General features: G+C 69.6%; 26 protein-coding genes, 1 pseudogene and 1 riboswitch. Of the genes and pseudogenes, 12 read left to right on the top strand and 15 right to left on the bottom strand.

Annotation, left to right across the window (positions count from 1 at the left end):
- The 4 genes from MZTS_RS19800 to MZTS_RS19785 form a co-directional block, all read right to left on the bottom strand.
- A partial coding sequence (locus MZTS_RS19800; RefSeq protein WP_192285134.1) for a glycosyltransferase occupies nt 1-1,442 on the bottom strand: 1,442 nt, incomplete at its 3' end.
- Nucleotides 1,439-3,412: a glycosyltransferase family 2 protein gene (locus tag MZTS_RS19795; RefSeq protein ID WP_343068810.1), complete on the bottom strand. Its 1,974-nt coding sequence runs from the start codon at nt 3,410-3,412 to the stop codon at nt 1,439-1,441. The genes MZTS_RS19800 and MZTS_RS19795, both read right to left, overlap by 4 nt.
- A gap of 209 nt (nt 3,413-3,621) precedes the next feature.
- The gene (locus MZTS_RS19790; protein ID WP_192285133.1) at nt 3,622-4,263 is read right to left on the bottom strand and encodes a hypothetical protein; all 642 of its coding nucleotides are present in this window, start codon (nt 4,261-4,263) and stop codon (nt 3,622-3,624) included.
- A 32-nt stretch (nt 4,264-4,295) separates the two neighbouring features.
- The gene (locus MZTS_RS19785; protein ID WP_009865954.1) at nt 4,296-4,838 is read right to left on the bottom strand and encodes an invasion associated locus B family protein; all 543 of its coding nucleotides are present in this window, start codon (nt 4,836-4,838) and stop codon (nt 4,296-4,298) included.
- A 235-nt stretch (nt 4,839-5,073) separates the two neighbouring features.
- On the opposite strand from MZTS_RS19785, the gene MZTS_RS19780 reads away from it, so the two are divergent.
- A complete protein-coding gene (locus MZTS_RS19780) occupies nt 5,074-5,493 on the top strand; it encodes a hypothetical protein (protein WP_192285132.1) in 420 nt (139 codons plus the stop codon).
- A gap of 7 nt (nt 5,494-5,500) precedes the next feature.
- Here the strand turns inward: MZTS_RS19780 and MZTS_RS19775 are convergent, their stop codons facing one another.
- Complete coding sequence (locus tag MZTS_RS19775) at nt 5,501-6,226, bottom strand: M48 family metallopeptidase (protein ID WP_192285131.1); 726 nt, start codon at nt 6,224-6,226, stop codon at nt 5,501-5,503.
- A 79-nt stretch (nt 6,227-6,305) separates the two neighbouring features.
- Nucleotides 6,306-7,550, bottom strand: a complete 1,245-nt coding sequence (locus tag MZTS_RS19770) for a polyhydroxyalkanoate depolymerase (protein WP_192285130.1) — start codon at nt 7,548-7,550, stop codon at nt 6,306-6,308.
- 145 nt (nt 7,551-7,695) lie between these two features.
- On the opposite strand from MZTS_RS19770, the gene MZTS_RS19765 reads away from it, so the two are divergent.
- The 6 genes from MZTS_RS19765 (at nt 7,696) to purQ (ending at nt 11,280) form a co-directional block, all read left to right on the top strand.
- The gene (locus MZTS_RS19765; protein ID WP_192285129.1) at nt 7,696-9,090 is read left to right on the top strand and encodes an ActS/PrrB/RegB family redox-sensitive histidine kinase; all 1,395 of its coding nucleotides are present in this window, start codon (nt 7,696-7,698) and stop codon (nt 9,088-9,090) included.
- A gap of 36 nt (nt 9,091-9,126) precedes the next feature.
- On the top strand, nt 9,127-9,729 hold the full coding sequence (locus tag MZTS_RS19760; RefSeq protein ID WP_246482199.1) for an ActR/PrrA/RegA family redox response regulator transcription factor: 603 nt from the start codon (nt 9,127-9,129) through the stop codon (nt 9,727-9,729).
- Nucleotides 9,730-9,948: 219 nt separating this feature from the next.
- The gene (locus tag MZTS_RS19755; protein ID WP_192285128.1) at nt 9,949-10,173 is read left to right on the top strand and encodes a hypothetical protein; all 225 of its coding nucleotides are present in this window, start codon (nt 9,949-9,951) and stop codon (nt 10,171-10,173) included.
- Nucleotides 10,174-10,202: 29 nt separating this feature from the next.
- Entirely contained in the window at nt 10,203-10,364 is a 162-nt protein-coding gene (locus tag MZTS_RS19750) for a hypothetical protein (protein WP_192285127.1), read from the top strand.
- The gene (purS, locus tag MZTS_RS19745) at nt 10,361-10,600 is read left to right on the top strand and encodes a phosphoribosylformylglycinamidine synthase subunit PurS (protein WP_192285126.1); all 240 of its coding nucleotides are present in this window, start codon (nt 10,361-10,363) and stop codon (nt 10,598-10,600) included. The genes MZTS_RS19750 and purS overlap by 4 nt, the downstream gene beginning before the upstream one ends.
- The gene (gene purQ / locus MZTS_RS19740) at nt 10,600-11,280 is read left to right on the top strand and encodes a phosphoribosylformylglycinamidine synthase subunit PurQ (RefSeq protein WP_192285125.1); all 681 of its coding nucleotides are present in this window, start codon (nt 10,600-10,602) and stop codon (nt 11,278-11,280) included. Before purS ends, purQ begins: the two co-directional genes overlap by 1 nt.
- A 123-nt stretch (nt 11,281-11,403) precedes the next feature.
- Here the strand turns inward: purQ and MZTS_RS19735 are convergent, their stop codons facing one another.
- Both MZTS_RS19735 and MZTS_RS19730 read right to left on the bottom strand, forming a co-directional pair.
- A complete protein-coding gene (locus MZTS_RS19735) occupies nt 11,404-11,949 on the bottom strand; it encodes an adenine phosphoribosyltransferase (RefSeq protein ID WP_009866490.1) in 546 nt (181 codons plus the stop codon).
- 87 nt (nt 11,950-12,036) lie between these two features.
- On the bottom strand, nt 12,037-12,831 hold the full coding sequence (locus tag MZTS_RS19730; RefSeq protein ID WP_009866491.1) for an inositol monophosphatase family protein: 795 nt from the start codon (nt 12,829-12,831) through the stop codon (nt 12,037-12,039).
- 207 nt (nt 12,832-13,038) lie between these two features.
- On the opposite strand from MZTS_RS19730, the gene MZTS_RS19725 reads away from it, so the two are divergent.
- Nucleotides 13,039-13,563 carry a GlcG/HbpS family heme-binding protein gene (locus tag MZTS_RS19725; protein WP_192285124.1) on the top strand — a complete coding sequence of 175 codons (525 nt, stop codon included), beginning with the start codon at nt 13,039-13,041 and terminating at the stop codon, nt 13,561-13,563.
- Here the strand turns inward: MZTS_RS19725 and MZTS_RS19720 are convergent.
- The 5 genes from MZTS_RS19720 to MZTS_RS19700 all read right to left on the bottom strand — a co-directional run bounded on the left by MZTS_RS19720 (nt 13,556) and on the right by MZTS_RS19700 (nt 18,029).
- Complete coding sequence (locus MZTS_RS19720) at nt 13,556-14,173, bottom strand: thiamine phosphate synthase (protein ID WP_192285123.1); 618 nt, start codon at nt 14,171-14,173, stop codon at nt 13,556-13,558. The two genes, MZTS_RS19725 and MZTS_RS19720, sit on opposite strands and share 8 nt — an antisense overlap.
- Before the next feature lie 2 nt (nt 14,174-14,175).
- Nucleotides 14,176-14,985 carry a thiazole synthase gene (gene thiG / locus MZTS_RS19715; protein ID WP_009866509.1) on the bottom strand — a complete coding sequence of 270 codons (810 nt, stop codon included), beginning with the start codon at nt 14,983-14,985 and terminating at the stop codon, nt 14,176-14,178.
- Nucleotides 14,986-14,989: 4 nt separating this feature from the next.
- Nucleotides 14,990-15,202 (bottom strand): sulfur carrier protein ThiS, encoded by a 213-nt coding sequence (gene thiS / locus MZTS_RS19710; RefSeq protein WP_192285135.1) that lies wholly within the window; start codon nt 15,200-15,202, stop codon nt 14,990-14,992.
- Nucleotides 15,203-15,210: 8 nt separating this feature from the next.
- Nucleotides 15,211-16,434, bottom strand: coding sequence for a glycine oxidase ThiO (gene thiO / locus MZTS_RS19705; protein ID WP_192285122.1), 1,224 nt, complete (start codon nt 16,432-16,434; stop codon nt 15,211-15,213).
- A gap of 79 nt (nt 16,435-16,513) precedes the next feature.
- Nucleotides 16,514-16,636, bottom strand: a riboswitch (TPP riboswitch).
- 124 nt (nt 16,637-16,760) lie between these two features.
- Nucleotides 16,761-18,029 (bottom strand): adenylate/guanylate cyclase domain-containing protein, encoded by a 1,269-nt coding sequence (locus MZTS_RS19700; RefSeq protein WP_192285121.1) that lies wholly within the window; start codon nt 18,027-18,029, stop codon nt 16,761-16,763.
- A gap of 303 nt (nt 18,030-18,332) precedes the next feature.
- Here MZTS_RS19700 and MZTS_RS19695 point away from each other — a divergent pair, with 303 nt between their 5' ends.
- The 4 genes from MZTS_RS19695 to MZTS_RS19680 all read left to right on the top strand — a co-directional run bounded on the left by MZTS_RS19695 (nt 18,333) and on the right by MZTS_RS19680 (nt 21,691).
- Complete coding sequence (locus tag MZTS_RS19695; RefSeq protein ID WP_192285120.1) at nt 18,333-18,701, top strand: hypothetical protein; 369 nt, start codon at nt 18,333-18,335, stop codon at nt 18,699-18,701.
- A 141-nt stretch (nt 18,702-18,842) separates the two neighbouring features.
- Nucleotides 18,843-19,910 (top strand): helix-turn-helix domain-containing protein, encoded by a 1,068-nt coding sequence (locus MZTS_RS19690; RefSeq protein WP_210329380.1) that lies wholly within the window; start codon nt 18,843-18,845, stop codon nt 19,908-19,910.
- Between the two features lie 8 nt (nt 19,911-19,918).
- Complete coding sequence (locus MZTS_RS19685; RefSeq protein ID WP_192285119.1) at nt 19,919-21,328, top strand: MFS transporter; 1,410 nt, start codon at nt 19,919-19,921, stop codon at nt 21,326-21,328.
- Nucleotides 21,329-21,424: 96 nt separating this feature from the next.
- Nucleotides 21,425-21,691: a DUF2798 domain-containing protein gene (locus MZTS_RS19680; protein WP_192285118.1), complete on the top strand. Its 267-nt coding sequence runs from the start codon at nt 21,425-21,427 to the stop codon at nt 21,689-21,691.
- Nucleotides 21,692-21,740: 49 nt separating this feature from the next.
- Here MZTS_RS19680 and rpoD read toward each other — a convergent pair whose 3' ends face one another.
- Together rpoD and MZTS_RS19670 are read right to left on the bottom strand one after the other, a co-directional pair.
- Nucleotides 21,741-23,741 carry an RNA polymerase sigma factor RpoD gene (rpoD, locus tag MZTS_RS19675; protein ID WP_192285117.1) on the bottom strand — a complete coding sequence of 667 codons (2,001 nt, stop codon included), beginning with the start codon at nt 23,739-23,741 and terminating at the stop codon, nt 21,741-21,743.
- Nucleotides 23,742-23,970: 229 nt separating this feature from the next.
- Nucleotides 23,971-24,613 (bottom strand): annotated as a pseudogene (locus MZTS_RS19670) (DNA primase); the annotation flags it as partial.

Raw genomic sequence — 24,613 nt, 5'->3', positions numbered from 1 at the left:
CCGACATAGAGGCTGCGCAGGCCGCGTGCGTTCAGCCTCAGGCACAGATCGACATCGTTGAAGTCGATCCGGAAGGTCGCGGCGTCGAAGCCGCCGACCCGGCGAAACTTCTCCGCCTCGATGACGAGGCAGGCGGCGGTCACCGCCGAGACGCCGCGCGTGGCGTGGAGGACGGACAGATACCCCACCGCCTCGCCCGGGAAATGGCGATGGCTGTGGGTGACGAGGCCGCCGGTGCCGAGCACGATGCCGCCGTGCTGGATGCGGCCCTCTCCGTCGATCAGCCGCGCGCCGACCGCACCGATCTCGGGCCGCAGGGCCTCGCGAACCATCCGCTCCAGCCAATCCGGACGCGCGGCCTCGACATCGTTGTTGATGAAGGCGAGCAGCGCCCCACGCGCCTCGGCGGCGACGCGGTTGTTGATCGCGGCGAAATCGAACGGCCCCGGGCAGGCGACGACCCGCGCGGCGCCCTCCGCTTCGAGGGCATGGAAATACGCCAGAGTGTCGGGATCGCGACTCTCGTTGTCGCAGATCAGGATTTCCTTCGCGGGCCAATCGGTGCGGTGGCGCAGGCTCTCGATGCAGGGACGGAGCAGGTCGAGTCGGTCGCGGGTCGGAACGATCAGGCTCACCAGCGGGCGCGGCACCGGCAGCGGGCGCTCCAGGCGGATTACGCCGTTGTCCTCGACGATCGCGCCGGTCCCGCTTTCCCCTGATCGGTCGAGGTCGGCCCTCACCACCCGCAGCCGGGCAGCGCGCTGCGACGGCCGCCCGTCCCCTCCCCCCTCGGCATCGCCGAAGGCGAGCAGGCGCGGAAGGTGCCGCACCGCGCCCGGCCCGAACCGACCGGCGATCCGCAGGGCAAGATCGAGGGCAGCAGCGCCGGGGACAGGGTCGAGCCCGGCCACGCTGGCACGGCGCAGGGCGATCACCGGGCCGATGGCATCGACGGCGTGCAGAAAATCCCGGTCGAAACTCGGACGCAGCACGGGGATCCAGGCCGCACGGGGATGCGGCCGCGCCAGGACATCGCCGTAGAGGGCGTGAAGATCCGGATCGGCGAAGGCGGCGGCGATAGCAGCGGCGGCACCTTCCGCGATCTGCTGACCCGGGGCCGCCAGCAGGATCAGGGGGAAGCCCGCCGGCTCGATGCGGATGCCCCCCGGAGCCTCCGCATCGATCCGTTCGATGCCGGCCTGTGCCAGGGCGGAGGGCGGCTCGCTCGGTGGCACGACACCGGCCGGGAGCGCGAGACGGTGCTCGGCCCCGACCAGCGCGATCCAGGCTTGCGCCGCCCGCAATCGCCGGCCCGAGAGACGGGCCAGCAGGATCGCCAGGATGCGCCGGGGCTGGCGCGGGGCGCGCGCCAACCGCGCGAGGCGTCCAGGACGGGGGGCGGCGGCGAAAAGCAGGGCGTCGGGATAGGCGTCGGCGCTCACTCCAGCTCCTCCCCGAAGGTCGTGAGCGAGAGAGCCGGGTGATAGAATGGGTCGTGCCGGATGCAGGAACGCCAGCGCTCGGTGAAGGCGGCGGCCTCGCGCTCGAAACGTTCGCGCGCCGCGCCGACCGGCCGGCCGCGACTGACCGATTCGAGATGGGACAGTTCCGCCTGGGGCGTCCACACCGTCTTCCAGCCCCGTGCGCCGAGACGCAGGCAGAAATCGATGTCGTTGAAATCGATGGCGAACGTGTCTTCGTCGAAGCCGCCGACCGCCGCGTATTTCTCCCGCGTCACCGCGAGGCAGGCGGCGGTCACGCCTGATACTTCGTGGGCGATCCGCAATCGGTCGAGATGTCCGGCGGTGGCGCCGGGGCGGCGGCGCAGGATGTGACCGGCCTCCCCGCCGAGCCCGACCACGACGCCGGCATGTTGCAGCCTCCCATCGGCGTAGAGGAGCTTGGCTCCGACCGCGCCGACCTCCGGCCGGACCGCCTGCGCGACGAGGGCGTCGAGCCAGCCGGGCCGGAGCACCACCACGTCGTTGTTGAGCAGAACCAGAACCTCGCCGCGCGCGGCGCGCGCGCCGGCATTGACCATGGCCGAGAAGTTGAACGGCTGCGGATAGGGCTCGATCCGCACGCGGGCATCGGCGCGCAGACGGTCGTAGAGGGCGAGCACCGCCGGATCCGTCGAGCCGTTATCGACGATGACCAGTTGGAGTGCGGGATAATCCGTTCCGGTGAGAACCCCCTCGGTCACCCGCGCGATCAGGTCGAGCCGGTCGCGGGAGGGGACGATCAGGCTCACCAGGGGCGCCGGCGCGGGGCGCGGCCAGTGCAGGTCGAGCACACCATCCCGGAGCGCCGCCCGCGCCGGGGAGCCGGAAGCGCGCAGGTGCCGGTCGAGATGCGGCGCACGGCGGGCGGCATCGAGCGCCGCCGGCTCCCGCCGACACAGGATGCGGGGAATGTGGGCGACGCGGGTGGCGGCGCAGATGGCGAGATCGAAGGCGAGGGCACGCTCCTCGGGCGAGGCCGCCGCTCCGACATGCAGGCTGGTAAGAAAGGCGCGGGACACGAGAGCGGGCGCGCCGACATAGCCCGCCGCCAGGGCGAAGTCGGGGCTCCAATCCGGCTTGAGGCGGGGCAGAGGGTTTCGGCCGCCGGTTTCCTCGTCGGCATAGGCCAGATCCGGCGTCTCGTTCCGGAAGGTCTCCGCCAATAGGGCGAGCGCCTCCGGGCTGAGGACATCGCCGGGGCGCAGCAGGCCGAACAGATCGGCGTCGGCGCAGAGATCCGGCAGGCTGGCGGTCGCATCCCATGCGGTGGAGTGGACGCGCGGATCGGCTTCGCCGGACTTCGGTGGCACGGTGCCGTCGGTCCAGGCGAGGAGCAGCGACCAGTTCCGGTACGTCTGGGCGCGCAAACTCGCGACGCTGCGCGCCACCGCGTCGGCTCGTGCCAGATCGGCGGGGAGGACGAGGCGGATCCGCGCTCCGTCCGTCGCCGCGCTCGGTACGGCAGGTCGCAGGCGCGAGGCCTTCCAGGCCGGATAGCGGCGAACCGGCGTGACGGCGCAGGCGCCGCGCAGGCTGTCGCGCCAGCGGCGCTCATCCCGCGAAAGACGGGCGCGCAGAGCCGCCAGGGCCCGCCCCGGCCGCTTCAGCAGCGCCTCGACGGACACGCTTGCTGAGCCGCGCAACCCGACACGCTCCAGCAGGAAGCCGGATTCGGCGGCGATCTCGATGCCCTCGCAATCCGGCGGCAGGTATCCGAGCCAGCGGGCGACGCCGAGGGCCGCTCCGGGCAGCACGCAGCTGTCCCGCCGCCCCGCCGAACGGAGCAGGCGCAGCAGCGGACGCTGCGGCCGCGTCTGCGCCGGCAGCCTGTAGGTCAGGACGATCCAGCAATCCGTGGGGGAGCCCGGCAGCACGAGGCGGCGGTCGAACAAGGGATCGTCGGCGGGCACGAGAAAGAACGGCGTCTCCCGGCCCTGCCCTATCTCACGCGTGGCGATACCGTCCTCCGGCGCGTTCCGCGGCCTGCCTGGATCAGATCCATGACAAAGCCGGCCTCATACCCAATCCGGTTGATCCCCTCGGGATGGCGGATTTGGCTTCGCTCAAACGCCGCGCGGGCTTGCCGAGACGAGACCGCTTTGTTCGAGCGGAGCCCGTATCATTGGCCTGCGGCCGCCTCACCCTGGTCCGCCGCCGCAGCCGCGGCGGGAGCAGCCTTGCGGCGCTTGGCGACCGGCTTCGCGCGGCCCGCCGCCCCTGCCCCCAGGGAGACCTCGATGTCGTAGCCGACCGTCTTGTCGGCGGGCACGCTGAGATCGTTCTCGATCAGCGTCGCCTCGCCCTGCGCAGCACCGGCCGGAACCGCGACCGCAACGCGGTGCGTGCGCGCCATGACCGGCTGCTCGTTGTACTTCACGGCAATGGTCACCGGCACCTCGAAGCGGCCGGGAGCGCCGGAAGGCCCGAGCAGGGCGCGCAGCTCGACGCCGACCCGGACGGCGACCGAGCCGTCGGCTCTCGCCTTGCACTCGCGGCTGAGACGCCCGAACACGATCTGGTGGCGCAGGCGGGTCTTGTCGCCGGCCGCCCCGGCGAAGGCCTGCACCGCCGCGCCGCCATCGGACACGAAGACCGGCGGGCAATAGGCGTTGTCGGGGTCGTGCGCCTGCGGCGCGGCGATGGAGGGCGTGCCGCCCTCACCGCCACCGAACATGTTCTTGAAGAAGCCGCCCGGTTCGGCCCGCGCGGAAACGGGAAGGGCGAGTGCCAGCCCGCCGAGGATCATCCATGCCCTGCGCATCGTCCGATCATCCCCTCGCACGCTGCCGATCCTTACTTCAACGAGTCGAAGCCGGGGCCGAAGCCCTTCATGGAGACGGGGATCCCGACCCCCTCCTCAGGGGTCTGGAACACGATGAAGGTGGCCTGCGCGCCGTTGCGCAGCGATTTGATCAGGCCATCGTCCATCACCACTTCGGCGACGCAGCCGGTGGTCAGGCAGCGCACGAAGCTGGCGCGGCCGATATCGGTCTGGTCGATCTTGAGGCCGAGGCCCGAGGGCAGCAGCACGCCGAGCGGCGCGACGACCCGCAGCAGGTATCCGCGATTGTCGGCAGTCTTCAGCACGATGACGACGAGGTTGAGGTTCGGCCGGTCCTCGGCCGCGACGTACTGCACCAGCGCGCATTGCTCGGCCTTGGCACCGGCCGGCGTCTCGCATCGCTGCTGCCAGTCGTCGAATGTCTTGCGCACGGTTCCTTGGGCCTGAGCGCCGCCGCCTCCGGCCAGAATCGTCGCGCCGGCCAGGGCCGCCAGCGCGAAGCAGCGGCCGGCTCCCGAGCGCCCGGCCCGAACCAGGCCCGCAAACACACTCATACGAACTCCGATCGATCCCATCGTGATGCGGCGTCAGGCCCCCACCGACGCCGATCGTGTCTGCGCGACAGGACCCTTCTCGCGCGCCGTTCGGGCACGGGTGTTGGGACCATGCGGGTCCCCCGGTGTCAAGCAATCGCGGCGAGGATGTGTCGTGAATGAGGCGGAGCGGCTACCCCTCCGGCGATGGCTGCACTAGAGTAAGGCCAAGCTCCCTTCCTCCGAGGAACCCGCCATGCGCCGCCTCGCCTCCTCCCTGCCCCTCGCGGCGCTCGTCGTCGCGGCGGGCTGCGGAAGTGCCTCCGCCCTGTCCCTTCCCTTCGAGGAATCCGATTATCTGCCGCCTGAGGCGACGACGACCTATGTCGAGCGATCCCTCAACCATCAGGCTCCGCTCACCATCGAGCACCCGCCGGTGGAGCGGAATCCGCGGGGCCGCCGCCGGGGCGATGCCGCCGCCATCGCCGGCTTCTGCCGGGACGGGGGCACGGTGCTGCGCCGCGACGAGCTCGGCCGCCCGACCTATCTGCGCCAGCGCGAGATCTGCGACAACGTCGCCCCCCGCACCCTGTGGCCGGGCCATGTCGATCCGCGCCCGGCTTGGCCGGCGGAGCGTGCGCCCGCCCGCAGCCGCGTGCTTACCACCAAAGGCTGACCGTTCGTCAGCCGTAGCGGTGCAGCTCCGAGCCGTGCCGCTTCAACCAGCGCTCGGCTTCGTCGACATTCGGGCAGAGCTCGTGGGTGAGCGCCCAGAAACGGGGGGAATGGTTCATCTCCCGCAGATGCGCCATCTCGTGGGCGACGAGGTAATCGAGCACCAAAGGCGGCGCGAGGATCAGGCGCCACGAGAAGTTCAGCTCGCCCTTGGCCGTGCACGAGCCCCAGCGGCTGCGCGTGTCGCGCAGGGTGACCCGCGCGGGCCGCTGTCCCAGCCGGGCGGCATAGACCGCCACCGCGTGCGACAGGTCGCGGCGCGCCTCGCGCGTCAGGAACTCGCGCACCCGGCGGGCCATGTGGTCCGCTTCACCCGGCACGGCGAGGGTCGCGCTCTCAGGATCCACTTCGGCGCTGCCACGGCCGTCCCGCGACACGATCCGATGGGGGATTCCCCTCAGGGGGATGACGGAGCCGGCCGAGAACGAGACCCGTTCCGGTAGCTTGGCGAGACGGGTCGCGATCCAGCCGCCATGGCTCTGGGCGAATTTCTGGGCCGTGGCGAGGGAGGTGCGGGTCGGCAGGGTCAGGACGACCGCGCCGGTCGCGCTCGACACCCGCAGGGTCAGCCGGCGCGCGGCCGGCCGCCGCAGGATCGCGACGCGGAAGGACTGCCCTTCATGGGCGATCTCGATGTGATCCGGATCGGGCCGTCGCAGCAGGGCGCGCGTCATGTCCGCCAACCTAGCCACGCCGCTCCCGCTCAACCACCCCGGCCAACCGTCCCCTGCCGACATTCCACAGCTCAGCCAGTCAGGCACCCGCCTCCATCTCCCGCACGAAGCGGGAGATGCGCGGAGCGATGACGGAGCGGAAACGCGAACCGTTGAACACGCCGTAATGTCCCACCTTCTCCTGAAGGTGATAGGCCTTGCGCGCCTCCGGCAGGTTGGGCGTGAGATCGAGGGCGGCCTTGGTCTGGCCGACCCCGGAGATGTCGTCGTTCTCCCCCTCCACCGCGAGGATGGCGCAACGCCGGATCGCGGCGAGATCGACGGGCTGCCCGGCATGCCGCATGCGGCCCTGCGGCAGGTCATGATCGACGAACACGGTCTGCACGGTCTGAAGATAGAATTCGGCCGTCAGGTCCATCACCGCGAGATACTCGTCGTAAAACTCGCGATGTTTCTCGGCGGAGTCGCCGTCGCCCGTGACGAGATGGTGGAACATGTCCGTATGGGCGGTGACATGCCGGTCGAGGTTCATCGCCATGAACCCGGAGAGCTGCAGGAAGCCCGGATAGACCCGGCGCAGGGCCCCCGGATACATCGGCGGCACCACGGTGATGCAGTTCTTCTCGAACCAGGCCATGCCGCGCTCCTGGGCGAGGCAGTTCACGGCGGTCGGGGAGCGGCGGGTGTCGATCGGCCCGCCCATCAGGGTCATCGAGACCGGAACCGCATCCGAACCGGCCGCCTCCATCAGCGCGATCGCGGCGAAGACGGGCACGGCGGGCTGGCATACCGCCATGACGTGTAGGTCCGGACCGAGGTCGCGGAACATCGCCTGCAGGTAATCGATATACGTGCCGAGGTCGAACCGGCCTTCCAGCAGCGGCACCATGCGCGCATCGGACCAATCCGTGATGAACACCCGGTGGTTGGGCAGCATCGCCTCCACGGTGCCCCGCAGGAGGGTGGCGTAATGGCCCGACATCGGCGCCACGATCAGGAGCTTGGGCTGCGCCTCCGTCGGACCGCGGCTGAAGGCCCGGTCGAAGGCGATCACACGGCAGAACGGCCGCGTCCAGACGACGCGTTCGGAGACGGGGACCGACTGACCGTCGATCACCGTCGTGGGGAGATCGAAATCCGGCTTGCCGTATCGGCGGGTCATCCGCTCGAACATCTGGAGCGCGGCCACCGTCGAGCGGGCATAGGGACCGTAGGCCAGCGGGTTGCCCGGATTCTCCAGGCTGTGCCGGGTCGCATCCGCCATCAGCCTCGCGGGCGTCAGCATCGCGCGCGCGGCCTCGTACCAGGCATAAGCCAGATCCATGTCGGCACTCCCCGAGACTGCGGCCGGCCAGACGTGCTTAACGAATGTTGCGTCGGTCTGATCCGTCTTATCCGCGCGGCGGGAGCGATGCACCTGTGGATTCCGCGGTGGACGCATCTTCTTCGGGCCCTATCGTAGCCGCACCATGATCCAAGCGGCCCACGAAACCCTCACCCCGACGGGCCGCCATCTGCGGCTCGACACCTTCGTGCGCCTGCGCTGGCTCGCCCTCACGGGTCAGAGCGCGGCGGTGGTCGGCGCCCAGTTCGGGCTCGGGCTGAACCTGCCCTTCGGCTGGTGCTTCCTCGTCATCGCCGCCTCGTGCTGGCTCAATCTGGCTTTGCGCATCCGCTTCCCGGCGAGCTACCGGCTGAGCGACGATTCCGCCGCCCTGCTGCTCGCCTTCGACATCGTCCAGCTCGCCGGGCTGCTGTTTCTGACCGGCGGCTTGCAGAACCCGTTCTCGCTGCTGTTCCTCGCCCCCGTGCTGATCTCGGCCACCGCCCTGCCGCCGGAGCGGACCCTGGCGCTCGGCCTGCTGGCGGTCGGACTCGCCACCCTGCTCGCCCTCGTGCACCGCCCCCTGCCCTGGTTCGCCGACGGGCGGATCGAGCTGCCATTCCTCTACGTATCGGGGGTCTGGACCGCGATCCTGCTCGGCACCGCCTTCACCGGCGTCTATGCGTGGCGGGTGGCGGAGGAAACCCGTCAGCTCGCCCGGGCGCTCGCGGCGACCGAACTGGTCCTCGCCCGCGAACAGCACCTGTCTCAACTCGACGGGCTCGCTGCGGCGGCGGCCCACGAACTCGGCACCCCACTCGGCACGATCATGCTCGTCGCCAAGGAACTCGACCGGCAGCTCGGCCCGACCGCCTCCCCGGCCGTCGCCGAGGATCTCAGCCTGCTGCGCGATCAGGTGGACCGCTGCCGGGGCATCCTCTCGAAGCTGACATCGCTCGGCGAAGACAACGAGGAGGGCGAAGGGTTCCTGCAAACGGTGACCTTCGGCCATCTGATCGAGGAATTGGTGGCGCCGCAGCGCGCGCTCGGCATCGCTGTGGACGTATCGAAGCAGGGCGAGGGGCCGGAGCCAGTCTGCCGCCGCAATCCCGGCGTGATGTTCGGCCTCGCCAACATCCTCGACAACGCCGTCGATTTCGCCGAGGCGCGAGTCGCGATCGAGGCGCGCTGGAACGCCGAGCGGGTGACGCTGTCGATCCGAGACGACGGGCCGGGCTTCCCGAGCGAAGTGCTGCTGCGGGCCGGCGAGCCCTACGTGACGACGCGCAGCCGCGACCGCTCACGGAATGCCGACGAGGCGGGTGGCGGCCTCGGGCTCGGACTGTTCATCGCCAAGACGCTGATCGAGCGCTCCGGTGCGCAGCTCCTGCTCTCCAATATCACCGAGCCAGGGCAGCGCGGCGCGTTGGTCCGCGTCACCTGGGTTCGTCACATCTTCGAAAGGGAAGCGATTGCGTCCCATCGCTTTGCGCACAATTCTCTGCGCCCCCTGACGGAACGCGATGCCGCACCCATATAATGCTCACAGATGACACGAACCGACGAGGAGCGCCGCATGCTGACGCAGAGCGGGACGACGGTGCCAGGCTCGGACACCGCCTTTCTTTCCGATACCGATCCGCTTTCCGCCTTCAGCGATCGCAGCCTGCTGATCGTTGACGACGATAAGCCGTTCTCGACCCGCCTCGCGCGTGCCATGGAGGCCCGGGGCTACGAGGTGCATGTGGCCGAGAGCGTCAGCGACGGCGTCGCCGCCGTCGAAGCCAGGGCGCCGGCCTTCGCCGTGATCGACATGCGGCTCGGCGACGGCAACGGGCTCGACGTGATCGCCCGGCTCAAGGAGCGCCGGCCGGAGGCACGGGGCGTGATCCTCACCGGCTACGGCAACATCGCCACGGCGGTGACCGCGGTGAAACTCGGCGCCTTCGACTATCTCGCCAAGCCCGCCGATGCCGACGAGATCCACGGCACACTCATGGCGCAGCCCGGCGAGCGGGCCGATCCGCCGGAGAACCCGATGTCCGCCGACCGGGTGCGGTGGGAGCATATCCAGCGGGTCTACGAATTGTGCGGCCGCAACGTCTCCGAGACGGCCCGGCGGCTCAACATGCACCGGCGCACCTTGCAGCGGATCCTTGCCAAGCGGGCGCCCCGCTGACGAGGAAGGGGCGGCGCACATCCTCGCCGCCCCTCGACTGCTTCGACACGTCGATTCGTCTCCGGCGCGGGTGGCGAGACGAATGCCGGCACGGGGTCAGACTACCGAGCCCCGTTCGACCTGGCCGCTGGAACGCGTTTCCTCCTGGGGCTCCCAGTGGTTGCGCGTGAGGCCGGCGTCGGGCTACTTCGCCTCTGAAGACGCGGAACAGGCGTACCGATGCGAAATCTGATCACGATTCTGGGGCTCATGGTGCTGGTCGGCACGGAAGTGTTCGCCGCCGCCATCGCCGCCGGTTGGGCACTGGCCGGCCTGCTCGATCTCGGTGATCGGGTCGGACATGTACTGATGGGCGTCTTCAGCCTCGTCGCAGGCTGGATCATGCTCAAGCTCTGGCACCGCGCGACGGAGGCGGAGCCGATCCGTTCGGTCACACACCGATAGATAACTTCTTTTCTCGATAGCATCTCGTTATGAATGCGCAGCAGCCTTCCTATCAGCAGGGAATGCATCGCTCGCTTCCGGATGATATCGACGGCACCGATCTTTCGCCGCTGATGTTGATCGGTCCGCGTCACTCGCATCTCCCCGACACCGGCGCGACCGCCGACTTCGCAAACGAGTGCCCTTCATGAAAGCCCGCATCGTCGTCACCTTAAAGACCGGCGTCCTCGACCCGCAGGGGAAGGCGATTGAAGCTGCTTTGAAGTCCTTCGGAATTCAGGACATCTCGGGTGTGCGTCAGGGCAAGGTCTTCGATCTGGAGATTGCATCCCAGGATCGCGAGCAGGCGGAGGCGACCTTGAAGGCTGCCTGCGAGAAGCTCCTCGCAAACACCGTGGTCGAGAACTACACCGTCGAGATCGTCTGATGCGCGCCGCCGTCGTCGTCTTTCCGGGCTCGAATCGCGACGGCGACGTAGCCCGGGCCCTGCGCCGGTCCGGTGCGGAGGTCGTCAGCGTCTGGCACGCCGATACGGAGTTGCCCGCCGGCACGGACCTCGCCGTGGTCCCCGGAGGCTTCTCCTACGGCGACTATCTGCGCTGCGGCGCCATTGCCGGCCGTGCCGCCGCGATGGATGCGGTGCGCGCCCACGCCGCCCGGGGCGGCTTGGTGCTCGGCATCTGCAACGGCTTCCAGATCCTGTGCGAATCGGGCCTGCTGCCGGGCGTGCTGATGCGCAATGTGAACCGCCGCTTCATCTGCCACCGCCAGTTCCTGCGGGTCGAGCGGGCCGACACGCGCTTCACGTCCGCCTACGCGCAGGGGCAGGTCATCGACGTCTGCGTCGCCCATGGCGAGGGCAACTACTTCGCCGATCCCGCCACCATCGACCGTCTCGAGGGCGAGGGCCGCGTCGCCTTCCGTTACTGCGACGCCGAGGGCGGCCTGACCGAGGACGCCAACCGCAACGGCTCGCTCAACTCCATCGCCGGCATCTATTCCGAACAGCGGAACGTGCTCGGCATGATGCCCCACCCGGAAAACTTCGTCGACGCCCTGGTCGGCGGTGTCGACGGCAAGGGTCTGTTCGACAGCTTGGCGGCCTGACGCCGCCTCCCTGAAACGGGCTTGCATCTCTCGGGATAAGGCCCGCGAAAAAGCCGCCGTCACGGTGTCATCCGCGACGGCGGCTTTTTGGTATGCTCGCTCGGCTCGATGCCGGGCCGGGGCTCAGTGCCCCTCGAATTCCATCAGCGTGCGCACGGTCACGCCGAGATCCCGCAGGCGCTGAGCGCCACCGATTTCCGGCAGGTCGATCACGAAGCAGGCGGCCACCACCTCGGCGCCGAGCTGGCGCAGGAGATTGACCGCCGCCGTCGCGGTGCCGCCGGTGGCGATGAGGTCATCGACCAGAATCACCCGATCGCCCGGACGGATCGCATCGACATGGATCTCGATCTCGTCAGTGCCGTATTCCAGCGCGTAGGCGGTCGAGACGGTCTTGTGAGGCAGCTTGCCCTTCTTGCGGATCGGGACGAAGCCCGAGGAAAGCTGGTGCGCCACGGCGCCGCCGAGGATGAAGCCCCGCGCCTCGATGCCCGCGACCTGATCGATCCGCCCGCCCGCGAAGGGATGCACCAGCGAATCGACCGCCCGGCGGAACGAGCGCGGATCGCTGAGCAGAGTGGTGATGTCGCGGAAGATGATGCCCGGTTTCGGATAATCGGGAATCGAGCGGACCGAGTCCTTGAGGGCGGAGTGGCGGCGGGCTTCCATGCGGTGCGCTCGATGTGAAGGGTTGCGCGACGAGTTCGGAGCGGAGAGGCGGCGGCACCGGGCAAAAGAGCGATGCCGCCGCCTTCCTCAGGCGTTGGCCTTGCGCAGCAGGCCGATCAGCTCGCGGTGCAGCACCTCGTTGCCGCAGGCCACGGACCGGGCGGCGAGGGGCTCGGCCCCACCATCGGCGCTGGTGACGAAGCCGCCGGCCTCCCGCACGAGGATGATGCCTGCGGCGATGTCCCAGGTTTGCAGATCGCGCTCCCAGTAGAGGTCCGTGCGCCCGCAGGCGACATAGGCGAGGTCCAGCGCCGCCGAGCCGAGGCGGCGGGTGCCGCCCGAGACCGCCATCACCGCAGCGACCTCCTTGAGAAGCCGGCCGTGGCTGCCGCGACCGAGATAGGGCGTGCCGTAGGCCACGAGGGCGTCGGCGAAGTCCTGGCGGCCGGAGACGCGCAGGCGCCGGTTGTTGAGATAGGCGCCCTTGCCGCGCTCGGCCACGAACAGCTCGTCCTTGGCCGGGTCGTAGATGACGCCGGCAACGATCTGCCCGTCGCGCTCGAGACCGACCGAGATCGCGAAATGCGGAATGCCGTGCAGGAAGTTCGTCGTCCCGTCCAGGGGATCGACGTGCCAGGTATGGCTCTTGTCGGTGCCCTCGATGTTTCCGCTCTCCTCCATCACGAGGCTGTAGCCGGGACGTGCCTTCATCAGGGCGTCGCGCAGCACTTCCTCGGCCTTCCTGTCGGCGGCGGAGACGAAGTTGCCGGGGCCCTTTCGGGAGACCTGAAGGTTCTCGACCTCGCCGAAGTCGCGCTTGAGGCCGCGGGCGGCTTTGCGCACGGCATCGACCATGACGGTCATGAGTGGAGAATTGATCATGCGGTTCGGCTCGAAGCGCTGAGGCTGCGCCCTGTTGGAAGAGAAAATCTGTCAGCGCTTCTATACACCTCGCGCCGCAGCGCCAGAGGCGATCGCGCAGGGCGGATATTTGCGCGGGGCCCGTGCTGGACCCTCGGAGCCACGCTTGTAGACTCCTGGCTTCACCGAAGCGGCCCGACAGAGGCCGGTCACCGGAGGAAACCGCCGATGATTGCCCGATCTCTCGCCGCCAGCGGCCTGCTGAGTGCCACGCTCCTCGCCGCCTCCGCCCAGGAACAGAAACCGCAGCCTTCGGCCGGGGGGATACCGGATGCCGTGCCGTTCGGCCAACCCTACGGCGCGCCGATCGGCCTGGACGCCGCCCGGCGGGTCGTGGCGGCGGCGGAGGCCGAGGCGGCCAAGCGCGGCTGGCCCATGAACATCGCCCTGGTCGATACCCATGGCGACCTCGTGCATTTCAGCCGGATGGACGGATCCCAACTCGTCTCGGTGGAGGTCTCGCAGCGAAAGGCCCGGACCGCTGCCCGCTGGCGGCGCGAGACCCGGGTGTTCTTCAATTCCTATGCCAGCGGCTCGGCCTATTACGGCACCCTCGATCCGGAGCTGGCCGCCTCCCCCGGCGGGTTTCCCCTGGTGATCGACGGCAAGATCGTCGGAGCGATCGGCTGTTCCGGCGGCACGGGGGATCAGGATACGGTGGTGTGCCAAGCCGGCATCGCCGCCCTCATGTGAGAGCCGCGACGAACCGGGCCACCGCGCTCCGAGGATCGCTGCCGCGCATCACGCCGCCCATGACGGCGAGGCCCGCTGCCCCGGCCTCGCGGCAGGCGGCCGCGTCGTCCGCTCCGATGCCGCCAAGGGCGAAGACCGGCAGGCGACGGGCGGATGCGGCGCGCAGGGCCTCCAGGCCGAGCGCCGGCCCGTAACCGGGTTTGCTGGGGGTAGGAAAGATCGGGCTGAGGGTCGCGTAACTGGCCCCGGCCGCCTCGGCCGCCGCGATCTCCGCGACGGAATGGGCCGAGAAGCCAATCAGGGCCGCAGATCCGAGCCGCTCCCGCGCCACACGGATGCCGTCGATGCCGGCGGAACCCGGCACATGGACGCCCTGCGCGCCCGTTGCCGCAGCGAGGTCCGCGTCACCGCCGATGACGAGGCGGCCGCCGACCGGCCTCACGAGGTCGAGGAGTTCGCGGGCGAGTTCCCGGCGCGCCGCTCGGTCGAGATCGCGGTCGCGCAGCCAGACGAAGCGGGCGCCCCCCGCCACCGCCTCGCCGACCGTCGCGGACAGGGGCCGGGCGGCCCCGTGGCGGTCGGTGACGACGAGGAGGCGCGGGAGCGCCACCGTCACGACCCGACGAGGCCGAGCTGCGGGCTCGACGGCTCGGCCCGGCCCCGGCGCGGGATGCGGCCGGCGAGATGGGCGAGCCGGCCGGCCTCGACGGCGTGCCGCATGGCGGCGGCCATCCGCACCGGATCGTCGGCCTTGGCGATCGCGGTGTTGATGAGACAGGCGGCAGCACCGAGTTCCATGGCGACGACCGCGTCGGAGGCGGTGCCGATGCCGGCATCCACGATCACCGGCACCTTGGCCCGGCGGCAGATCAGCTCGATATTGGCCGGATTGGCGATCCCCATGCCCGAACCGATCAGCGAGCCCATTGGCATCACCGCCGCGCAGCCGAGATCGGCCAGCCGCTCGCAGATGACGGGGTCGTCGTTGCAATAGGGCAGCACGGTGAAGCCGTCATCGACGAGATGGCGGCAGGCTTCGAGGAGTTCGCTAACATCCGGGTAGAGCGTCTCCCGGTCGCCGATCACCTCGACCTTGATCCAGTCGGTGCCGAGCGCCTCGCGGGCGAGTTCGGCGGTCATGATCGCGTCCCGCGCCGTCTCGCAGCCGGCGGTGTTGGGCAGGAAGCGCTTGCCCTTCAGCTTCTGGAAGGTGTCCGAGCCGTGGCCCTGGAGCGAGACCCGGCGGATCGAGGCAGTGACGATCTCCGCCTCCGAGGCGCGCACCGCCTGGGCCATGATCTCCTGGCTCGGATAGCCGGCCGTGCCGATGAAGAGGCGCGAGGAGAGCCGGATACCGGCGATCTCGAAGCCATCATCCCCGGCGGCGGAGGCCTGCGCGAGGGTGGTGTCGTGGTGGTTCATGCCTTCAGCCTCCCTGCATGGCACGGACGATCTCGATGCGGTCGCCCTCGTTGAGCGCGGTCTGCGACCAGGCCGCCTTGCGCACGACGCGCCCGTTGACGGCGATGGCGATGCCCTCGGGGCTCTCGATGCCCCGCTCCTCCGCCTCGGCGGCGAACAGGGCGGCCAGATCGGACACCTCGCCCTCGTAGGGCTCTCCGTTGACGGTCAGCCTCATGGTCAGTCTCATGCCACGGCCCTCCCCCGCATCTCGGCCCCTGATCGAAACCGCTCCCGGCCGAACCCTCGGGCGAAACCGGGCAAGGCGCCCTCGGTCACGAGGGCTGCCACGGCGTCGGCGGTGGCGGGGGCGAGCAGGTAGCCGTTGCGGTGGTGGCCGGTGGCGACGACGAGGCCGGGCGCCGCCTCCTCGATGATCGGCGCGTCGTCGTCCGAGGTCGGGCGGTACCCGCTCCAGACCGCGTCGATCTCCATCTCCTCGATCCCCGGCAGGATGCGCCGTGCGCCCTCCAGCAGGGCGAACAGGCCGCCGGCGGTGACGCCGCTGCGGAAACCGCAATCCTCCACCGTCGCGCCGACGATCAGGTGCCCGTCGCCCTTGGGGGCCATATGCACCGACTCGCTCCACACCATGCGCGACAGGGTGCCGGTGCGCTTGGTGGTGCGCAGGGCCAGGGACTGCCCCTTGAGCGGACGCACCGGCAAGGCGAGATCGTCGGGCAGCAGGCCCGCCTCGCCGCTCCAGGCGCCGGCCGCCAGGATCACGGTCTCGGCGGCGAGTCTCCGGCCACCGGCGGCCTCCAGGCCAACCACGCGGCCGCCCTGGCGGTCGAGCCCGGCGACCGCGACATGCTCCACGATGGCGACGCCCGCCGCCTCGCAGGCGCTCAACAGCGCCTCCATGACCAGCCGGGGATCGACCTGCGCGTCGAGGGGGCAGAGGATGCCGGCGATCACGTTCGGCCGCAGCAGCGGCTCGCGGGCGCGCACCTCAGGGCCGGAGAGCCATTCCGCCGCGACACCGGAACGTCGCTGAAGGTCGTGGCGGAAGCGCAGGCGCTCCACCTCGTCCCGGCCGATGGCGATGACCAGGGTGCCGTCCTCGCGGTAATCGATGCTCCGGCCCGAGGCCGCCTGCACGGCGTCGCGGAAGGCGGGCCAGCGGGCGAGGGATTCGAGCGCCAGCGGCAGCAGCAGGTCGGAGCCGGGCTCGTGCTCGGCGGCCGGGGCCAGCATGCCGGTCGCGGCGAGGCTCGCGCCGCTGCCGACGCTCTCGCGCTCCACCACCACCACGGAGCGGCCGGCCTGGGCCAGCCGCCACGCGATCGACAGGCCGATCAGCCCGGCGCCGACGATGGCGACGTCGCACGACTGGGGAAGCTCCGCCGCGCGCGGTCGCAGGGTGAGGCTGCGGCGCTGGCCGATGGGAGAGGTCAGCAGGTCGGACATCGAGGGCGTGCCTTCCGCGGATCTGCCCGCAGGAACTGGCGCCATGTGCTTCGGTGAGAAGCGGGTTCGCTCCGGTGAAGCGATCCATCAGGTCCAATCCCTACGCCGGTATGAGCCGGATCAGGTTCGAAGGATTTCCGCGCTGCCGGTGACGGCGATAGCGGTGTCTCAGCCCCTTGACGGGGATCTCCCTGGAACGTCTTCGATGTGGGCCCGCGCGCACGCGCGGTCAATCCCCTTCGCGCCGGAGATTGAGCGATCCGGCCTACGGACGACGCCCGCCGTCAGATGAAAACCGGGGCGGCCGAACCGTTTCGTGGGAGAACCTATTCAGCGGCTTTCGCGCAGGGCCTCCGTCCCGGACGGAACACCGCCATCGGCTCGTCGAACCCGTCGAGGGCATGGCTTCCCAACGGATCCGGATCGCCCCAGAGGAAATCGACGAAGGGCTTCGACATCAGGAGCGGCTCCTGAAGCGTGCGGTTGAGCCGTGCCAGCCGGCTCGCGAGGTTCACGTCGCGCCCGATCACCGTGAAATCGAGCCGGGTGCCCGAGCCGACATTGCCATAGGCCGCCTCGCCGTGATGCAGGGCGATGCCGGCATCGACCGCCCGGCCGCCCTCGCCGAAGCGCCCGACGGCGTTCGCCTCGGCCAGCGCCGCCAAAGCCGCTTCGGCGGCGGTGAGCGCGCTCTTGGCCGCGCCGCCGAGGTCGTCACCCGACTCGCGGAAGATCGCGAGCAGCCCGTCACCGAGATATTTCAGCACCTCCCCTCCCTCCCGCTCGATCGGCGGGACGAGGCAATCGAAGAAGGCGTTGAGGAGATCGACCGCACCCTCGGGGGTGAGGTCGGCGGAGAGCCGGGTATAGTCGCGCATATCGGCGAACAGGATCGCGGACCGGATGCGGCGCACCTGCCCGCGCCGTATGTCGCCCGACAGGATCGCCCGGTGAGGCTCGTCGCCGACATAAATGCGCAGCACCGTGTCGAGCTGCTTGTTGAGCAGACGCATCTCCATCACCGCCGCGAGGGCGGGCATGATGAAGCGCAGGATGGCGATGTCCTCATCGCGAAAGCCGCCTTCCGCACGGGTCGCGAAGGTGATGCCGTTCTTGGTGCCGTTGGTGAAGATCAGCGGCGCGACGAGGTAGTGGGTGTATCCGTCCGCCTTCAGTTCGGGGATGATCGCGTAGGCGTCGTCGGGGGTCTCCGACAGGTCGAGGCTCAGCCACTCGCCGGTTTCATGCACCGCGTAGAACGGGCTCGCCCGGTAGGCACGCGCGGAGGCCTCCCCGTGCGGGAACAGGCGCACGGTCGAACCGCCCCCGCGGGTCCAGACCCGGCCGACGCCCGAATATTCGGAATGGAGCGTGTCGATGGCGGTGGAGGCGCGGTCGATCGGCACGCCGATCTCGGTCAGGCGCTCGCCGAGGCCCGCGAGCAGGTCGTCGGCCCTGGGCAGCCGTGCCCCCTCGCCGAGCAGCCAGTCCCGGACGCCGACGCAGGCCTGGAGCGCCCCGAACGGGACATCCTCGGCTTCCGATCCGTCGGCCAGGGCCGTCGGCATTTGTCTCGGGGCGTCCGCGTCGCTCATCGCTGGAAGGTGGTTTCTCGAACTGCCGAGGCAAGGCGTCTGGGCGGAGGCGGCGCGCCGTGCGGGGCCGTATCCCGGCCCCGCGCGGGGCATCCTTGCTGGGCGGGACGCTTACGGGACAGGCTTGACCGCATCGTGAACGGCAGGCCTGAGGCGTGGCCGATCATGGCCGGAATTGGGACGCTGGATCAAGAGATCAGAACGATCCGTCAATGTCGAATGCGGGCGCGTGGCCTAGTGGCTCAGCTTGGCAGGACCGTACCTGCCGGACTTGCCGATCCATCGGCACCAGGACGACCCCCCATGCTGAGAATCGCTCTTAGCCTCTCCCTTCTGGCCGCTGCGGCCGTCACTCCGACCCTGGCATCGGCCCAGGGCAAGCAGGATTTCACCCTGGTCAACCGCACCGGGTATCAGATCGACGAGGTGTATGTCGGCCCCGTGAGCCAATCGCATTGGGGCGAGGACGTGATGGGCAAGGATTCCATCGCCGACGGCGAGACCGCCGACATCAGCTTCAATGGCGGGTCGAGCGCCTGCAAGTGGGACATCAGGGTCGTCTACAATGACGGCGATGCGTCCGAATTCCGCAACGTCAATCTGTGCAACATCAGCCGGGTGACCCTGTTCTGGAATCGCCGGGCGGGCGAGACCCGCTTCGTCGTCGAGTAGGCCGACCGGCCGGACCGCGTGGAACGGGGCGGCGGGCCCCGTTCCACGCGGTCAGCACACATAAATGTCATTCAACAGTCTGCGATAACGGAGCGTTAATCAAAGTACCACGCTTGCGGAGGCTCGGGGCGGCCCCGATAAATGGGACAGTCGTCCTTCCGTACGGAGCGCCGAACTCAGCTTCCCTCCGGCCCCTCGCCTCTCGTGTCGATCCAATCCTTCACCTTCACATCCGAAGCCAGCGGCTTCGAGGGCTACCAAGCCCTCTATAGCGGCGGCACCGATGTCTCGGCGACCGACGCGCCGTTTGCCGCACGGGTGGAGGCCCATCGCTTCGGCCGGATGAACGTCTACGAGCGGGTCTTGAGCGGCGTCGAACATCGCCGCAACCAAGCGCGTGTCCGCAGGGACGGCTTCGAGCATTTCACGATCCAGTACCTGCGCAGCGGCATCTTCCACGGTGGGCCGCTCGGCGATGAACGCCTCCTCTCACCCGGCGACATCATCCTGTTCGACCTGACCCGCCCGCAGCGCACCCGCCTCGACACCGCGAGCTTCGTCACCGTGAGCCTTCCCCGGGATCTGGTCGAGGCAGCGGCGCCCCAGGCCAGCCGCTTCCACGGTCAGGTCCTGCCAGAAGCGGTGTCGGGCCTGCTCGGCGACCTGATGGGATCCCTCGCCCGGCGGGCCGCGGTGACGACGCCGGAGGCGAGCGCGAGCACCGCCCGCGCGCTGTGCGAACTCCTGTCCGGCACCCTCGGGCAGATGGAGCCGGGGGACGAGACGACGAGTGCGATCCTCGCCGATCTCCGGCGCCGGCGGGCGGAAGCCTTCATCGAAGCGCGCCTGCACGATCCAAGCCTTGACGTGAACATGGTCGCCCGCGGCTCCGCCCTGTCGCGCAGCGCGCTCTACCGCCTGTTCGAACCGACCGGCGGCGTCGCCCATCACATCGGCACCCGGCGGCTCGAACGATTGAGCGCCGCCCTGCGCAACCCGGCGGAGATGCGCTCCATCAGCACACTCACCTTCGATCACGGCTTTTCCAGCGAGAGCCATTGCAGCCGCGCCTTCCGCAGCGCCTTCGGCCTGCCGCCGGGGCGCTACCGGGCGGAGATGTGCCATCCGCGCGCCGGAGAGCGGGGCGGCCCCCTCGAGGCCGAGTGCGGCGGAAGCCTGCTCGATGCCTGGTCGCGCGCCCTGAGCTGAAGCCCGCCATGCCCCCGCCCTCGGACGGCCCGCCGGGGGCGCAGCCCGGCCCCTCTGCTTGGCCGCTCGTCGCCCTGCTGGCCGCGATCCAGCTCTCGGCCTTCAGCGACCGCTTCCTTCTCACCCTGGTCGCGACACCGGCCAAGCAGGCGCTCGCCCTGAGCGATACCCAGCTCGGCCTGCTCCAGGGCTCCGCCTTCGCCCTGCCCTACGCCCTCGCGCTGCCTCTTTTCGGCATGGTGGCCGATAGCGGCCGTCAGCGCGGCGTGCTCCTGGTCTGTCTGACGCTGTGGAGCGCGGCGACGGTCGCCTGCGGCCTCGTCGGTGGGTTCGGCGGCCTGTTCGCGGCGCGCTTCGTCCTCGGACTCGGGCAGGCTGGCGTCGGCCCGGCCGGCCTCTCGTTGATGACCCTGCATCTGCGCCGCCATATGCTCGGGCGCGGCATCTCCGCCATCACCAGCGCATCCACCCTCGGCCGCAGCCTAGCGCTGCTCGTGGGCGGGGCGGTTCTGGCATGGCTGACGGCGCGGAACGGATTCGACCTTCCGGGTTTCGGAGTCCTCGCGCCCTGGCAGGCCCTGTTCGTCCTGGCGGCGCTGCCGAACCTGCCCCTGGCGCTGCTGCTGCTCCGCATCCGGCCCGGCCCGACCCACACCGGACGGAACGGCGGGATGCCGTCGCGACCCCGGGCACGATCCCTCGGCGAGGCGCTGGCCTGGGTTCGGCGGCGGCGAAGGGCCTATCTGCCTCAGACCGTGGCCGCGACGGCGACGGTGCTGATGGCCCAGACCCTCACTGCCTGGGCGCCGACCTTCTACGTCCGCAGCTTCGGCTTCAGCCCGGCCGAGAGCGGCTTGCGTCTCGGATTGCTCGTCCTGATCGCCGCCCCGCTCGGCCATGTCGCGGGCGGCATCGGCCTCGACCGGCTCCGGCGCGCCGGACGGATCGACGCCGCGCCTCTCCTGTTGGCATTCGGATTGATCCTGACGGTTCCGATGACGCTGCTGACGAGTCTGGCGCAGGACCTCACGCTGTCCCTGACCGGGTTCGCCGGTCTCGTGGCGCTGGTCGGCTTCACCAGCCCGCCCTCGCTGGCCGGCATCCAGATCCTGACTCCGCACCGCCTGCGCGGCCGGGTCAGCGCCCTCTTTCTCGCCCTCGTCACCCTGGCGGGCTTCGGCCTCGGACCGCTGCTGGTCGGCCTTCTCAGCGACCGGGCCTTCGGCGAGGGCGGCCTTGGTCTCGCTCTTCTCGCCGTCTTCGCGCCGGTCGGCGGAGCGGGTGCCCTCGCGGCTGCCCTAGCGCGCCGCGCGTGGCGGCCGGGACGGCGAGAACGGCCTCAACCGCTCTTCCGCCGGCCCGCGAATCATCATAGGGAAGCTTCGTCCTTCGGCGGCGACATCGCTGCCCGGCCGTAAGCGTCTCACGTCAGGCAACGCATCGAACAGCGGTTTTCGGCACGGTGAGCGTAGTCACGCGTCATTGCGGCCGATGAACCCGACCATGGATGCCCTATGTCTGACCTTCCCCGTCCGTTTGCCATGCGCCGTTTGCCGGCGCGCTATACCGGCCTCGTCATGCCGTTCGTGCTGTCGGTGATGATGACCTTCGTGGTCTCCGGCGTCGCGACCCTGCGCAGCCTCGGCCCCACCTCCGACTTCCTGGCGACTTGGCCGGCCGCCTGGGGCCTGTCATGGGTCGTCGCCTTCCCGACCCTGTTGCTGGTCCTGCCGCTGGTGCGCCGGATCGTCGGGCTGATGGTGGAGCCGGCCCCGCGTTGAACCCTGAATCGAAACGGCCGCCCCGAGGGGCGGCCGTTTCTCTGTCCGGTTAGTTATCGAGGAAGCTCCGCAGCTTCCTCGACCGGCTCGGATGCTTGAGCTTGCGCAGGGCTTTCGCCTCGATCTGGCGGATACGCTCGCGGGTCACCGAGAATTGCTGGCCGACCTCTTCGAGGGTGTGGTCGGTGTTCATGCCGATGCCGAAGCGCATGCGCAGCACGCGCTCCTCGCGGGGCGTCAGCGAGGCCAGCACCCGGGTCGTGGTCTCGCGCAGGTTCGACTGGATCGCCGCGTCGATCGGCAGGACGACGTTCTTGTCCTCGATGAAATCGCCGAGATGCGAATCCTCCTCGTCGCCGATCGGCGTTTCGAGGGAGATCGGCTCCTTGGCGATCTTCAGAACCTTCCGGACCTTCTCCAGCGGCATGGCCAGCTTCTCGGCCAGCTCCTCCGGGGTCGGCTCGCGGCCGATCTCATGCAGCATCTGGCGCGAGGTGCGCACGATCTTGTTGATCGTCTCGATCATGTGCACCGGGATGCGGATGGTGCGGGCCTGATCGGCGATCGAACGGGTAATCGCCTGCCGGATCCACCACGTGGCATAGGTCGAGAACTTGTAGCCGCGGCGATACTCGAACTTATCGACCGCCTTCATCAGGCCGATATTGCCCTCCTGGATCAAGTCCAGGAACTGCAGGCCGCGGTTGGTGTACTTCTTGGCGATGGAGATCACGAGGCGGAGATTGGCCTCGATCATCTCCTTCTTCGCTTGGCGGGCCTCGCGCTCGCCCTTCTGCACCATCGCGACGATCTTGCGGTACTCGCCGATCTGCAGGCCGGTCTCGGAGGCGAGCGTCAGGATCTGCTCGCGCAGGTCGGCGACCTGCCGGCCGCCGCGCTCGACGAAGTTCTTCCAGCCCTTGCCACCGAGGGTGGCGACGCGGGTCATCCAGTTCGGGTCGAGCTCGTAGCCCTGGTAGTGGCGCAGGAACTCGTCGCGCGCGACGCCGTGATGCTCGGCGGCGCGCATCAGGCGGCCCTCATGCGAGATGAGGCGCTTGTTGATGTCGTAGAGCTGCTCGACCAGCGCCTCGATGCGGTTGGCATTGAGCGACAGCGACTTCACGTCGGTGACGACGATGTCCTTCAGCTCCGCCTGCTTCTTCGTCTGCGCGGGCGTGACCGTGCCGCCGGAGGCCTTGAACTCGGCCTCCTCGTTCTGGAGCTTGCGCAGCTTGCGGTAGTTCGAGGCGATGTTGTCGAAGGTTTCGAGGACGCGCGGCTTGATCTCGGCCTCCATGGCCGCAAGCGACACGTTGTTCTCCATGTCGTCCTCGTCGTCGCCGCCTTCCGGCGGGACAGGACCCTCTTCGCCGTCCTCGGATTCCTCGCCCTCCTCGGCCACCTGCGGGCCGCCGCGGGCATCCGGGCCGGCATAGGTGGCTTCGAGGTCGATGATGTCGCGCAGCAGCACCTTGCCGTCGACGAGTTCGTCGCGCCAGATGATGATGGCCTGGAAGGTCAGCGGGCTCTCGCACAGGCCGGCGATCATCGCCTCGCGGCCGGCCTCGATGCGCTTGGCGATGGCGATCTCGCCCTCGCGCGAGAGCAGCTCCACCGAGCCCATCTCGCGCAGATACATGCGGACGGGATCGTCGGTGCGGTCGGTGGGCTCGCGGGTCGTCGGCGTCGCCACCGCGACGGCACGGGAGCCGGAGGCCTCGGCGACCTCGCCGCCTTCCGTGCTCTCCTCCTCCTCGGCCGCCTCGCCGTTGGCCTTGGCCTCGGTCGTGGTCTCTTCGGATTCCTCGCCCTCGACCACGCGGATGCCCATGTCGTCGAGCTGGGCGAGCACGTCCTCGATCTGGTCGCCATCGACCTGACCGTCGGGAAGGACCTCGTTGATCTCTTCGTACGTGACGTAGCCGCGCTTCTTCGCGAGCTTGACCATCCGCTTGACGGCGGCATCCGTCAGGTCAAGGAGCGGGCCGTCCGTCGGTTGATCCTGGGCGGCGTCCGCATCGTCCCGCTCGGTTGCCTTCGTTGCCATGCTCAGCCTATTGTTCTCGTGGCGGCGGCGCAGGCTGAGCCCGCGCGCTTCCCGCGAAAGACCCGTCGCAATGTCGTGGAATGGCGCGCTTGTCGAGTGCTCGCGCCGATTCTCATTGCTATGCTCTACCGTACCGTACGTTGACCGACCGTTAACCAAATCGGCAACCTACCGCCGTCACCGCGCGATCACGGTGACATGAACTCCCCCTCGGAAGCCTCTCAAGACGTCACTCCTCCTGGGAGACCTCCGCTTCCGCCTCGGCCGCGGCGATCACTGCCAATTGCTGCTGCACGTCGCAGAGCCAAGCGAAGTTGGCCTCCGACCCATCCTCGGCAAGTGCTCTCTCGGCTTGGTGGAGTTCGCTATGTAGCGCTCCTGACTGCCGGTGCAAGATCACAGCCTGATGCAGGGTATGTTCCAGACGCTGCGGGTCGGCGTTCGGATCGAGCATCCAGCGGTCGCCCGGATTGACCAGAGCCGCCAGCCGGCCGTGTGCCTCTTCCAGCCCGGCCCGGCGCAGACGCGATTCGAGCAGCTCCGGCTCCGGCGTGCCGGCTTCCGCCGCGCGATCGAGCAGGAGGGTGCGCAGCGCACTCGCATCCGGGTTGACCAGTTCGAGGGCGGCCAGGGCCTCCTCCTCGATTCCGAGCAGTTCCGGATGGGCCAGCAGGCTCATCACGATCATCGCCTCGCGCTTGGCCGCCCGCCCTCCCCGCACCGGTACGGGGGCCGCGGCCTTGAGGAGCGGGCTGAAGCCGGTGGTGATGCGCGGCGAGGGCGGCGGGTCGCCGGGGCGGGGACGGCGGGCGAAGGGCGCGCCGCGCTGGGCCCGGGCCGGGGAACTGGCCGCTGCCACCTGCCTCGGCCAC

The sequence above is a fragment of the Methylorubrum zatmanii genome, from assembly GCF_014845115.1.
Lineage (GTDB): Bacteria > Pseudomonadota > Alphaproteobacteria > Rhizobiales > Beijerinckiaceae > Methylobacterium > Methylobacterium zatmanii.
Note: the sequence above shows the minus strand (reverse complement) of the source record. Positions and strands in the feature narration are given on the sequence as shown.

What these genes read in the sequence shown, in the direction of transcription:
- MZTS_RS19780 (WP_192285132.1), top strand. Translation starts at nt 5,074, where the DNA reads ATGCGCCGCCTCGCCTCCTCCCTGCCCCTCGCGGCGCTCGTCGTCGCG.
- MZTS_RS19790 (WP_192285133.1), bottom strand. Translation starts at nt 4,263, where the DNA reads ATGCGCAGGGCATGGATGATCCTCGGCGGGCTGGCACTCGCCCTTCCC.
- MZTS_RS19730 (WP_009866491.1), bottom strand. Translation starts at nt 12,831, where the DNA reads ATGATCAATTCTCCACTCATGACCGTCATGGTCGATGCCGTGCGCAAA.
- MZTS_RS19760 (WP_246482199.1), top strand. Translation starts at nt 9,127, where the DNA reads ATGCTGACGCAGAGCGGGACGACGGTGCCAGGCTCGGACACCGCCTTT.
- MZTS_RS19775 (WP_192285131.1), bottom strand. Translation starts at nt 6,226, where the DNA reads ATGACGCGCGCCCTGCTGCGACGGCCCGATCCGGATCACATCGAGATC.
- thiG (WP_009866509.1), bottom strand. Translation starts at nt 14,985, where the DNA reads ATGAACCACCACGACACCACCCTCGCGCAGGCCTCCGCCGCCGGGGAT.
- thiS (WP_192285135.1), bottom strand. Translation starts at nt 15,202, where the DNA reads ATGAGGCTGACCGTCAACGGAGAGCCCTACGAGGGCGAGGTGTCCGAT.
- purQ (WP_192285125.1), top strand. Translation starts at nt 10,600, where the DNA reads ATGCGCGCCGCCGTCGTCGTCTTTCCGGGCTCGAATCGCGACGGCGAC.
- MZTS_RS19785 (WP_009865954.1), bottom strand. Translation starts at nt 4,838, where the DNA reads ATGAGTGTGTTTGCGGGCCTGGTTCGGGCCGGGCGCTCGGGAGCCGGC.
- MZTS_RS19770 (WP_192285130.1), bottom strand. Translation starts at nt 7,550, where the DNA reads ATGGATCTGGCTTATGCCTGGTACGAGGCCGCGCGCGCGATGCTGACG.
- MZTS_RS19750 (WP_192285127.1), top strand. Translation starts at nt 10,203, where the DNA reads ATGAATGCGCAGCAGCCTTCCTATCAGCAGGGAATGCATCGCTCGCTT.
- MZTS_RS19680 (WP_192285118.1), top strand. Translation starts at nt 21,425, where the DNA reads ATGTCTGACCTTCCCCGTCCGTTTGCCATGCGCCGTTTGCCGGCGCGC.
- MZTS_RS19685 (WP_192285119.1), top strand. Translation starts at nt 19,919, where the DNA reads ATGCCCCCGCCCTCGGACGGCCCGCCGGGGGCGCAGCCCGGCCCCTCT.
- MZTS_RS19755 (WP_192285128.1), top strand. Translation starts at nt 9,949, where the DNA reads ATGCGAAATCTGATCACGATTCTGGGGCTCATGGTGCTGGTCGGCACG.
- MZTS_RS19735 (WP_009866490.1), bottom strand. Translation starts at nt 11,949, where the DNA reads ATGGAAGCCCGCCGCCACTCCGCCCTCAAGGACTCGGTCCGCTCGATT.
- thiO (WP_192285122.1), bottom strand. Translation starts at nt 16,434, where the DNA reads ATGTCCGACCTGCTGACCTCTCCCATCGGCCAGCGCCGCAGCCTCACC.
- MZTS_RS19725 (WP_192285124.1), top strand. Translation starts at nt 13,039, where the DNA reads ATGATTGCCCGATCTCTCGCCGCCAGCGGCCTGCTGAGTGCCACGCTC.
- MZTS_RS19700 (WP_192285121.1), bottom strand. Translation starts at nt 18,029, where the DNA reads ATGAGCGACGCGGACGCCCCGAGACAAATGCCGACGGCCCTGGCCGAC.
- MZTS_RS19695 (WP_192285120.1), top strand. Translation starts at nt 18,333, where the DNA reads ATGCTGAGAATCGCTCTTAGCCTCTCCCTTCTGGCCGCTGCGGCCGTC.
- purS (WP_192285126.1), top strand. Translation starts at nt 10,361, where the DNA reads ATGAAAGCCCGCATCGTCGTCACCTTAAAGACCGGCGTCCTCGACCCG.
- rpoD (WP_192285117.1), bottom strand. Translation starts at nt 23,741, where the DNA reads ATGGCAACGAAGGCAACCGAGCGGGACGATGCGGACGCCGCCCAGGAT.
- MZTS_RS19765 (WP_192285129.1), top strand. Translation starts at nt 7,696, where the DNA reads ATGATCCAAGCGGCCCACGAAACCCTCACCCCGACGGGCCGCCATCTG.
- MZTS_RS19690 (WP_210329380.1), top strand. Translation starts at nt 18,843, where the DNA reads ATGGGACAGTCGTCCTTCCGTACGGAGCGCCGAACTCAGCTTCCCTCC.